Below are 10,125 nucleotides of genomic sequence, written 5' to 3'. Positions count from 1 at the left end.
AGATCCCACCAATCCATGCTGCTGTGGTCAAGCCCCGGTTTAGTTTTTCTCAAACGTTGCTGTTCGATAACCTGTTCAACCTGCCGGCGAAATAGCATAACAATACTCCTTTAAGCCTGGGAACCCTCTAAACAGTTCCGCCATGCTTTTTGATTAATTCCACCGCCCGGGGCACATCATTCTGATTGAGCACCACGGTCAGTAAAATGGATTTTCCCTGGGGCGTGACCCCGTGGGGGCTGTCATAGCCGCTGGCGGATGGGTCGGCGGCAAGCAAGGGATCGGCTCCCTCAGGGCCGGATTCACTGGAGTAAATGGTGACCCCGGATAGGGTAGCGGCTTTATTTATGGGGCTGTCATATCCATTGTCAAGAACGGCGGCGGAATAACGGTGTACGCCGTCCACTTGGATAGAGCCCAGATCGCTGACCAGGTTCGCGGTCTGAATGTCCCGGGAAGCCTGCAGAGCTTTTTCCCGGGAAGGGAAGTAGGCTAAAATGCTGCGTTCTCCAGGCGATAACTGCATATTTCGTCCTCCTTAATCAAGAACTGTGTAGCTGCAAGATCTGTTGCCGCTGCGGCCGCTTCTATTTGACTGGCGCCAGTTCATGCAGGGTGCTGAAGCGATAACCTTCGGCTTGCGCTCCTGTTATGACCCGGCCCAGGATATCGCTGTTGGTTTTTGAGACCGCATGCAGCAGCATGATCTCGCCGGGATGGATATTTTTCAGTATCAAATCCAGCGATTTTTCTGGATCGGGCTGACGATCCACCAGCCAGTCTTCATATGCAAAACTCCAGAATATGGTTTTATAGCCCAGATCCGCCGTCATCTGCAGGCTGGTCTGATTGTATTCACCCTTGGGGGGCCTGAAAAACAAGGGCATATCCTGGCCGGTCAGATCCTTGAAAGTCTGCGCGGTATCCAGCAGTTCACGATTGAACTTTTCTTGATTGCCGGTTATCGAAGGCATTGATGGGTGGGTCTTGCTGTGATTGACTACCAGGTGGCCTTCCGCTACCATGCGTTTAATAAGGTCGGGATTTTCCCTGATATAAGGTTCGGTGACAAAGAAAGCGGCTGGAACCTGGTGAGCCTTCAGGGTGTCCAGTATAGAGGCAGTGTAGCCCTTTTCATAGCCTTCATCGAAGGTGAGAAAGATGGTTTGGTTCTGGCTGCCTATATAGTAGGCCTTATAATCGCTGAGATTAAAGCCGATATTGCGGTCAATTGTCGGAGTTTCATGATTGGGCCTGCGCATCACATACCAGCCCAGGGTGCCCTGGGGGGCGGTAGTTGGCGCATATTCTTCAAGTCCAACCTCTGCGGGGGCGCTCTTAATAGGGGCCTTCATTTCATCGTCTAAAAGGACCGGCTTCTTCTCGATTGAATTGGAGCAGCCAAACCCTGAGATAAAGGCCAGGGAAATAAACATGATCAAAATGATACGCTTCATGATTGGCTCCTTTGCTGAAAATGTCACTATGATAGTTTGACCTGGCCTTTATGGATATATCAACTAACATTCTGGCAGCGATGGCAAGCCTTTCCGCCAAAAAATGTTATGGCTCTGAAAGGCAAAAGGAATGAAACCCAAAAATCTAAGGGGCTCATTCAACCCCGTATTATGGAGTCAAACCGCCCCTCAAAGCAGATGGTTTAAAATGCATAAACCGTTCTTTTTAGGATTATTTTTGAAGTGCCTCTAAACATTCGGCCTTTATATAATCAGGCATATTACCCGCGGCAGCTTCTCTTAGAACCTCCTTCGACCAGGGCTGGGCCATGGAACCCAGGGTTCTGATGGCCAGGACCCGGGTGTAGGAAGTAGGCGGATATACGCGCCTCACCGTATTAAAATGCGGATCAAAATATTGTATGTAGCCTTTCCGAATGGCAGCACCGTAGGTATGCAGAGAAATCGCGGCTTCTTCCCCGGGGTTTTCCATTTGATGGATGCCGTCGTCCAGAGGCAGAACAGTGGTCACCTGGCCGGGAAGCAGTACCTGATCGGATTTCACCTCTACCCGGGCCGAGTTTTTTTCACCGTGGTCCGGACGCTGGTACTTGCGCTCCCTTATGGGATTCATATAGACCCCTACCACTCCCCAGGAGCCGTGATCATGAATAGGATAACAGACCCCGGGTTCCCAGATAAAAGCGCGCAGGGAGAAGCTCCTGCGAGGACTGCGGTATATAATAATATCATTGGGGTCGATAGCCTGATACTGCGCCTTTAAAAAACCGTCATCCAGCACTAGACGACTCAGTAATTCATCTAATAAGGTCGAGTTGGTCAGCAGTTTGCTGACGTATCGCCCCCCCACATCCATGATCTCCGGTATGGCAGGAGTGCCTTCCAGCAAGTCCTCCATGTCCTGAATGAAATGGTCCAAAGCATACGAATTCATAATAAACCCTCCTTTATCATATAATCATCACATTGGAAACCATTCACTATTCCGGCAAACGGCAGCCATAACGACGCACGTGTGTCCAGGCTCTGTATTCAGGGTCGTCGGGATTGGCAGTCAGTGCGTCAGCTTCATTCAGGTACTTTTTTACTATGCCCTTTTGTTTATAAAGAGCCCGGTCTTTGCCAATCGGGCATACTTTAATGCAAATTCCACAGGGATAGCACCTTTGTTTGACCAGCTCAATGTGCTGATCTATGCAGAGATTGACATCGTAATCCCCGCGAATCTGGTCATCGCGTGCTTTAAGCGCATCCTTGGGACAGCATTTTGCACAGGCATTGCATTTGATACAGAGGTCCTTGTCCATCACCGGTTCACCCTGTAGCTCAGCGGCGGTCAGCACCGATACGAAGCGCACCCGGGGCCCGTATTCCGGAGTGAGCAAATTATGGCTGAGTCCGATAGTGCCCAATCCGGCATATCTGGCGGCGGTGGTGTGGCCAAAGGCGGCATAAGGCTTTTTCTTGAGGGCGCTGAGACTGCCGTAGCCGTCGCGGGTAAAGAAATATGAAGCCATGCCCCGGCGGTTGAGAAAGCGGGTCAGATTAAAAGCAATACCATCCAATTCCTGATTACAGGCGGTATAGAGCTCCTTGTGCAGGAAGGAAGGAGTGGTCTCCACAATCGGCAAAGGCATGCTCATGCCGATCACTATGACCGTTTTAGCCGGGGGGAAAAGGCTCTGCGGACGAAATTCCAGCGGTACCTCATCATAATCATCCCAGCGCTGCACCGGGGCAAAGCCGATCAAATCTGCACCGTGCTCCCGGCAGAACTCGATCACCTGTGAACGCAGATCTTCATTTGACCGGGCCAGGTCAGGGGTATCAAGCTGCATATGATACATCCTTTCACAGCATCATCAATAGCGAAGTCTATATACTTATTTTGATTTATTCATAAATGTTTGGCAAGTTAGAGAGGCTATGGCGATGCTAAATATTTACAGCGCTCCAGGCTGAAATGCGGGCTTTTAAGCACCCGGCCCTCAGCCCTCCCGGGGACATGTTGTCAAAGTGCAATGCTTTGCAATAAAATGGGGAGGTAAGGTCCGGGAATCAGAAAAACCTATATTTTTGGGGGAAGGGGAGACGAGGCGTGTATTTTAGATGGCAAAAAACCGGTTGTGTTCTATTGCTGTTGCTACTCATGGCGGGATTGGCAGGCTGCCAGAAGATTCAACCGCAACCCCAGGCGAATGATAACCAGGGTGTGGCTTACCCCATGGCTATCACCGATGATGCCGGGAGGGTAGTTACCCTGGACAAACAACCGTTAAGGATAGTTTCGCTTTCGCCCAGTCATACCGAGGTACTTTTTGCATTAGGGCTGGGGGATCGCATAGTAGGGGTTACCACTTACTGCGACTATCCTGAAGAAGCTCTGGATAAGCCTAAGATCGGAGGATTCTCTACGCCCAGCGTGGAAAAAATTATTGAGGCCAGGCCGGATATGGTATTGGCCGGTGATATGCACCAGCAGGCTGTAACCGCACTTGAAGCGGTAAATATCAAAGTTCTGGTATTCAGTCCCAATACCATGGAGGAAATCTTCTCCACCATCACCGCCATAGGAAGAGCTGCAGGAGAACAGCAGACCACCCAAAACCTGGTAGGGAGCCTGCAGCAGCGCGTATCCGGCGTTGCCGCCAAAATAGCACAGGCCCAGGGCCCCAAGCCCCGGGTATTTTACGAAGTGTGGCATGAACCGCTTATGAGCGCCTCGCAAAACACCTTGATCGGAGAACTGATCACCCTGTCCGGGGGGGAGAATATTATCGGCGCCTCCGCTGATCTGTATCCAATGATTAACGAAGAGATCATATTGGACAAAAATCCTGATATAATGATGCACTCGTACGGCCATGGAGACAACGAAAACCCCACTGTCGAGCAGATTTTAAACCGCCCCGGCTGGCAGCACCTCAACTTTGTGCAGAATAAAAAAGTGGTCGGCCTGGAGGCCAACCTGGTCAATCGTTACGGACCCAGGTCCGTTGATGCTCTGGAACTCGTAGCTCAGGCCGTACATCCGGAACTGTTCAATTAGGGAATATGATGGATGCAGCATAAAAAACCTATTTCCATAATTATCGGCCTCCTGGCACTGTCCTTGATAATATTGATGTTAATCGGCATCGGCATTGGCGCGGTTTGGATTCCGCCCGCTGAAGTGCTGAGCCTGATAAACGGTCATTTAAATGGTTCCAGCAGCAGTTACAGCGGGCAGATGCAATCACATGACATCATAATTTGGAGTATACGCTTTCCACGGGTCTTGCTGGGGGCAATGGTGGGCGTCTGTTTATCGGTAGCCGGGGCCATTTTTCAGGGCCTGTTCCGCAATCCCATGGCCGATCCCTATGTGATCGGGGTTTCCTCAGGCGCCGCCCTGGGTGCCGTGGCTGCTATTCTGCTCCTGGGGAGCCTCGGTCTGAAGTACAGCTATAGCATTCCGGCCTTTGCTTTTGTCTGTGCGGTGTTGACCATTTTTTTGGTCTACAGCCTGGCCCGCACCGGAGGCAAGGTGCCGGTAATGACCTTGCTCCTGGCCGGTATAGCGGTAAATTCATTCTTGTCCGCTCTGCAGTCTCTGGCCATGTTTTATAGTGGTGATCAAATGCATCAGGTGGTTTTCTGGCTTTTGGGGGGATTTTCCAGCCGGGGTTGGGAATATATCTGGATGTTCATGCCTTATGCTGTGATCGGTACCGCCATTGCGTTTCTATATACCCGTGAACTGAACGGAATGCTGATTGGTGAGGAACAAGCCCAGCATCTGGGTATTGACGTTGAAAGAGTCAAAGTGATGCTGCTCATAGCTGCGGCCTTGCTTATCGGGGCATCCGTATCAGTGTCCGGACTGATTGGCTTTGTGGGGTTAATAATACCTCATGTGGTGAGACTAATTATTGGACCCGACCACCGGGTCTTGCTTCCCATGGTCGCTCTGACCGGCGCTGTCTTTATGGTGGGAGCGGATATCATCGCCCGAACCGTAATAGCCCCGGAGGAACTGCCGGTAGGGGTAGTTACTGCGCTGATAGGCGGGCCTTTCTTTATATATTTGTTGCGAGGCCAAAAATCATCTTTGTATAAATAGATTAAGAGATGATCCTGCTGTGTATAAAAGGGAGTGAGCATAGTGATCGTGGATGTTTTGGGAGTGACCTGCGGGTACGGATCTTCGACGGTGCTGTCGGATGCCACCTTGCAGGTGTCCAAAGGCGAGTTTTTAGGCATTGTCGGGCCAAACGGTTCCGGCAAATCCACTCTTTTAAAGGCCATGAGCCGGGTGCTCCCGCCTCTTCATGGCCGCATTCTGCTCCAGGAAGAAGATATTTATAAAATGCGTCCCGCCCGGGCGGCCCGTCACCTGGCCGTTGTGCCCCAGGAGGCTGGCCTGGATTTCCCATTTACAGTAGAAGCCGTGGTGATGATGGGCCGCATTCCACATTTAAAACGTTTTCAGAGAGAAGGCCCGCAGGATCGTGAAATTGTCTGTGAGGCTTTGCGCCGGACCAATACTCTTGATCTGGCGCAGCGGCTGGTCACGGAATTGAGCGGGGGGGAAAAACAGCGAGTCCTCATAGCCCGGGCTCTAGCTCAGGAACCTCAGGTATTGTTTTTAGATGAGCCCACTTCTTTTTTAGATTTGAATTACCAGATCGAAATAATGGAACTATTGAATAAGCTGCGTTTTGAAGAAGGTCTCACTGCGGTGATGGTGGTTCATGACCTCAATCTGGCTTCACAATACTGCGATAATCTTTTGGTGTTAAAAGAAGGCAAAATATTTACGGCAGGCCGTCCGGCCCAGGTTCTAACCGAAGAACTGATCAAAGAGGTTTATGGCTGTGAGGTAAAAGTGGAACAACGCCACCCCGGGGGCAGGCCGATGCTGTTCATTCAGCCTTTGATTCACCGTCCCAATACCACTCATTATCGGGTCCATGTAGTTGGGGGCGGGGGATCCTGCGGACTGCTGTTCCATTATCTTCAGGAACAAGGCTGGGAGGTCAGCGCCGGGGTCATTAATATCGGCGATTCCGACTGGCAGGAAGCCAAGCGGCAGGGTTTCAGCGTGGTTGAAGCAGCCCCCTTCAGTGAGATCGGCCTGGAGGAGGATCGACTTAACCGCCAGGCTATGCTCAAGGCTGATTATACCATTCTGCCTCCCATTCCATTTGGCAGCGGCAACCTGCCCAATCTGAAAGCGGTCCTGGAAATGGCTGAACGCGGGGCTCCAGTCATAGTTATCGATGAAGGGTCCATTGCAGAGCGGGATTACACCGGCGGGGAAGCTTCCCAAATATATAAAAAGCTGTTGCAGAGCCAGGTTCATCTGGTTGAGAGTGCCGAACAGGCTATGGCGGTTATGGAAAGAGAGGCAGATGGTGTTGAGCAATAAAGGCCTCATCATGGTTACTGGAGCCGCCCGCAGCGGGAAAAGCCATTTCGCGGAGCTCTGGGCGCGTAATGTAGCAGAATCAGTATATTTTATAGCCACCTGCGTCCCTCAGGATGAAGAGATGCTGGTCAGGGTGGAGCATCACCGCCAACGGCGCCCTGCTGCCTGGGTTACTATTGAGGAGGCGCTGGATCCTGCACAGGCCATAGCAGAATATGATGCCCCTGAGCGGGTATTTATTCTGGACTGCCTTACACTGCTGGTCACCAATTGGCTGCTGGGTCGGGAGAGCACTGCTTACCAGCAGGAGATCCTGCAGCGTGTGGAAAGACTGGCTAAAACCGCTCAAAATGCTAGAGCCAAGGTGATAATCGTCACCAACGAAGTGGGGTGGGGGATAGTCCCGGCTGACCGGCTGTCCCGCGACTATCGCGATGTTTTGGGACGGGCTAATCAGATCATGGCCGCTTATGCTGATGAGGTGTACTTGATGGTGTCGGGGCTGGCGCTGGAATTGAAAACCCTGAGCACTCCGCTAAATACGGCAGGCAAATTGGCGGCCGAATAAATCGCCATGCTAAGCGGAGGCACTGAAAGGCAGGGTAATCTCCACAATAGCGCCTCCCTCAGGTCGATTGCCGAGGCTGATCTCGCCGTGCTGGGATTCGACTATGATCTTGGCGATGGATAACCCTAAACCGGTGTGGCCCTGGGGACCTTTGTAAAAATAATCAAAAGCGTGTTTCAAATCCTGGGCAGTGAACCCCGGCCCATCATCCTCAATGTGTATGTTGACGGATTTATCAGGCAGTATTCGAGCCTTAACCCAAACCTGAGTCTGGGCGTGGCGGATTGCATTAGCCAATATGTTGCCGAAGAGGCGCCGCAGCTGTTCAGGGTCTGAAATGATCTCCAGTACGGGAATATCTGCTGTCACAGCAATGGCATTTTCCGCTGCATACCCGTTAAGGGACTCCATGGTAGTGGCCAGAATCTGTCCAAGATTACAGTGCTGCAAGGTATTTTTGCCTTCACTGAATTGGAACCGGGTGATATTAATCATCTCATCCACGATTGATTTTAAACGCTGGCATTCCCGGGAGATTACTTCCAATCCCTGAGCGGCCTGGGGACCAGTCAATATCCCGTCTCTTATACCTTCCGCGTATCCTTGTATGCTCATTAACGGGGTTTTCAACTCATGAGAAGTGCTCTGGAAAAAGTGCCTGAATCCCGAGTCATAGCGTTCCAGCTGCACCGCCATCTCATTGAAGGTTTGTGCCAGCTCTGAAAGTTCGTCGTCTGATTTGGGGTCCAGGCGCACGTCAAAGCGGCGCTGGGCAATGGCTTTGGCGTATTCGCGCAGAGAATTGATAGGTTTTATTATTTGACGGCTTAGCAGTAGGGCTACCGGTATGGCCACTGCCATGGCTATTACCAGGCTTTTAAAAAGCAAGGCAATGATATCGCGGTTTAATGCTTCCAGTGCGCTGATCTCCGCAAAAGTGATCACACTGCCCTTGATGTTTCCCCCTTTGGGGACGATGTGTTCTTGAACCGCGATGAAGGTGCCGCTTTGATAAATATGGAAAGCTGCCTGATCTGGCGGTGAAACAATGCCCCATTTAGGCAATACCTCCATAAAATTAGTTCCGACTGTGTATTTATCGCTGCTGCTATAGATAATGATCTTTTGGGGATTTGTAATCAGGTAGTCGCTTTCCACCGGTCGTCCGGAAAAGAACAATGATATCTGTTGTTGGCCGAGCCGCTCCTGTGGCAGCCCTAATTCAGGGCTGTGTATAGCCAGAGCCATGGCAATTGTCTTGCTCTGTTTGCTTAACCCCATCACCGCCCGGCGTTCCAGATCCTTATACATAATGGAATGAAAGGCCAGGGCAGTTATGGCGATACTGCATAACACCACAATAAAATAAGTTAATAATATGCGGCTGGTTATGCTGTTAAATTTAATCATCAAGACGATACCCGTATCCCCAAATGGTTTTGATATTCACCTGAGACTCATGTTCGCGCAGCTTCTTGCGCAGTCTCTTGACCAGGTCGTCTACCGCCCTGGTCCCGCCGACGTAATCATAGCCCCATACCCGGTCCAATAACTCCTGGCGCGTAAAGGTGCGCTGGGGCTGTTCTACCAGCAAAAGCAATAATTCATACTCTTTGGGAGTCAGCATCATTTCTCTGCCGTTAACCATTATGCGCCGATCTGTGGGGTAGATGGCGAGATTATCTATCATCTGGGTTAAACTGGCGCCTGCCCCCAGGGAAGAGCGCCTGAAAAGGGAGCGCACCCGGGCCACAAGTTCGCGCGGGCTGAAAGGTTTGGCCATGTAATCATCCCCGCCTAACTCCAAGCCCAGTATCCGGTCGACCTCTTCTCCCCGCGCCGAGATAAAAATCACCGGTACACCGCTGCGGCTGCGGATCTCCTGGCAGAAATCCAATCCGTCCCTCCCGGGGAGCATGATATCGAGGATGAACATATCCGGATAACCCGATTGCAGCCGGACCAAAACCTCTTCAACCGAAGCGAAGGTCTCAACCTGATAGCCTTCCCGCGCCAGGTACTGGCTGAGGATATAGCGTATATTCTCTTCATCATCAACTACGAAAATGGACCGCAAAACCGACTCCTCCCGCTATTTGGCTGCTATACTCCTAACCGGCTTGAAGGCATCCCGGGAATCAAGACGCCCAGGGCTTCTCAAAAGCCATTTTGGACAGGATATGCTGGTGCTTGAGTGCATTAAGCGAACGAAGGGCGTTGTCCCCTGCGATCTCCGCTGCCATTAAATCACCCCGGGCTATTAATCCTAGATTAAACTGTAAGGTTTTATAACGCAAATCTTCCTGAGCTGTCTGGCAGGTCTGTTCGGCCTGCCGGTATTGGGATTCCAGCTGTACGGTTTTGTAATAATTTGATTCTATATTTTGAATAATCTGTATCTTAGTGTCACTGGTGTTGATTTTGGTTATTGACAGGCTGTTTTCCTGAACTTCATTGGGCTGTAAAGAAGAACCGGACAGAGGAGCCAACAAATTCTGCAGTTCAGCTTTTTCAAGGTTTTTTTCAGCCAGCCATAGCTCGGGGCTGTCGTTCAAGATCCTGGTAATCTCCTGTTGCAGGTTGTCAACCTGCAGGGGATTGAAGGCTGAATCATCGACTAAAACCGGCCGCTCCGTCGAGGACTGGCCGATGGCGTTATTCAGCTTTAT

The 10,125-nt window shown here is 51.1% G+C and carries 11 protein-coding genes; 4 read left to right on the top strand and 7 right to left on the bottom strand.

From position 1 onward, the window contains the following. Nucleotides 1–127: 127 nt before the first annotated feature. From B3W37_RS04810 to B3W37_RS04795, 4 genes are all read right to left on the bottom strand, one after another. The gene (locus tag B3W37_RS04810) at nt 128–526 is read right to left on the bottom strand and encodes a hypothetical protein (protein ID WP_483174944.1); all 399 of its coding nucleotides are present in this window, start codon (nt 524–526) and stop codon (nt 128–130) included. A 61-nt stretch (nt 527–587) separates the two neighbouring features. Continuing rightward, a complete protein-coding gene (locus B3W37_RS04805) occupies nt 588–1,457 on the bottom strand; it encodes a delta-lactam-biosynthetic de-N-acetylase (protein ID WP_483174943.1) in 870 nt (289 codons plus the stop codon). A gap of 232 nt (nt 1,458–1,689) precedes the next feature. Then, nucleotides 1,690–2,412 carry a cysteine dioxygenase family protein gene (locus B3W37_RS04800; RefSeq protein ID WP_483169776.1) on the bottom strand — a complete coding sequence of 241 codons (723 nt, stop codon included), beginning with the start codon at nt 2,410–2,412 and terminating at the stop codon, nt 1,690–1,692. Nucleotides 2,413–2,458: 46 nt separating this feature from the next. Further along, on the bottom strand, nt 2,459–3,316 hold the full coding sequence (locus tag B3W37_RS04795) for a 4Fe-4S dicluster domain-containing protein (RefSeq protein WP_483169775.1): 858 nt from the start codon (nt 3,314–3,316) through the stop codon (nt 2,459–2,461). Between the two features lie 260 nt (nt 3,317–3,576). Between B3W37_RS04795 and B3W37_RS04790 the strand changes: the two genes are divergently transcribed. Genes B3W37_RS04790 through cobU form a run of 4 tightly spaced genes read left to right on the top strand, consistent with a single transcriptional unit; the run spans nt 3,577 to nt 7,456 of the window. Continuing rightward, nucleotides 3,577–4,527 carry an ABC transporter substrate-binding protein gene (locus tag B3W37_RS04790; RefSeq protein WP_483169774.1) on the top strand — a complete coding sequence of 317 codons (951 nt, stop codon included), beginning with the start codon at nt 3,577–3,579 and terminating at the stop codon, nt 4,525–4,527. Between the two features lie 12 nt (nt 4,528–4,539). Then, on the top strand, nt 4,540–5,580 hold the full coding sequence (locus B3W37_RS04785) for a FecCD family ABC transporter permease (RefSeq protein WP_483174942.1): 1,041 nt from the start codon (nt 4,540–4,542) through the stop codon (nt 5,578–5,580). 33 nt (nt 5,581–5,613) lie between these two features. Then, complete coding sequence (locus tag B3W37_RS04780; RefSeq protein WP_483174941.1) at nt 5,614–6,888, top strand: heme ABC transporter ATP-binding protein; 1,275 nt, start codon at nt 5,614–5,616, stop codon at nt 6,886–6,888. Next, a complete protein-coding gene (cobU, locus tag B3W37_RS04775) occupies nt 6,878–7,456 on the top strand; it encodes a bifunctional adenosylcobinamide kinase/adenosylcobinamide-phosphate guanylyltransferase (RefSeq protein ID WP_483169771.1) in 579 nt (192 codons plus the stop codon). Before B3W37_RS04780 ends, cobU begins: the two co-directional genes overlap by 11 nt. Before the next feature lie 9 nt (nt 7,457–7,465). Here cobU and B3W37_RS04770 read toward each other — a convergent pair whose 3' ends face one another. The 3 genes from B3W37_RS04770 to B3W37_RS04760 all read right to left on the bottom strand — a co-directional run. Then, on the bottom strand, nt 7,466–8,866 hold the full coding sequence (locus B3W37_RS04770) for a sensor histidine kinase (RefSeq protein ID WP_483169787.1): 1,401 nt from the start codon (nt 8,864–8,866) through the stop codon (nt 7,466–7,468). Then, nucleotides 8,859–9,533: a response regulator transcription factor gene (locus B3W37_RS04765; protein ID WP_483169770.1), complete on the bottom strand. Its 675-nt coding sequence runs from the start codon at nt 9,531–9,533 to the stop codon at nt 8,859–8,861. Before B3W37_RS04765 ends, B3W37_RS04770 begins: the two co-directional genes overlap by 8 nt. A gap of 61 nt (nt 9,534–9,594) precedes the next feature. Further along, a partial coding sequence (locus tag B3W37_RS04760) for a TolC family protein (RefSeq protein WP_483174940.1) occupies nt 9,595–10,125 on the bottom strand: 531 nt, incomplete at its 5' end.

This window comes from Syntrophomonas sp. UBA5494, assembly GCF_002426325.1.
The sequence above is the reverse complement of the archived record's forward strand: the minus strand, read 5'-3'. Positions and strand labels throughout refer to the sequence as shown.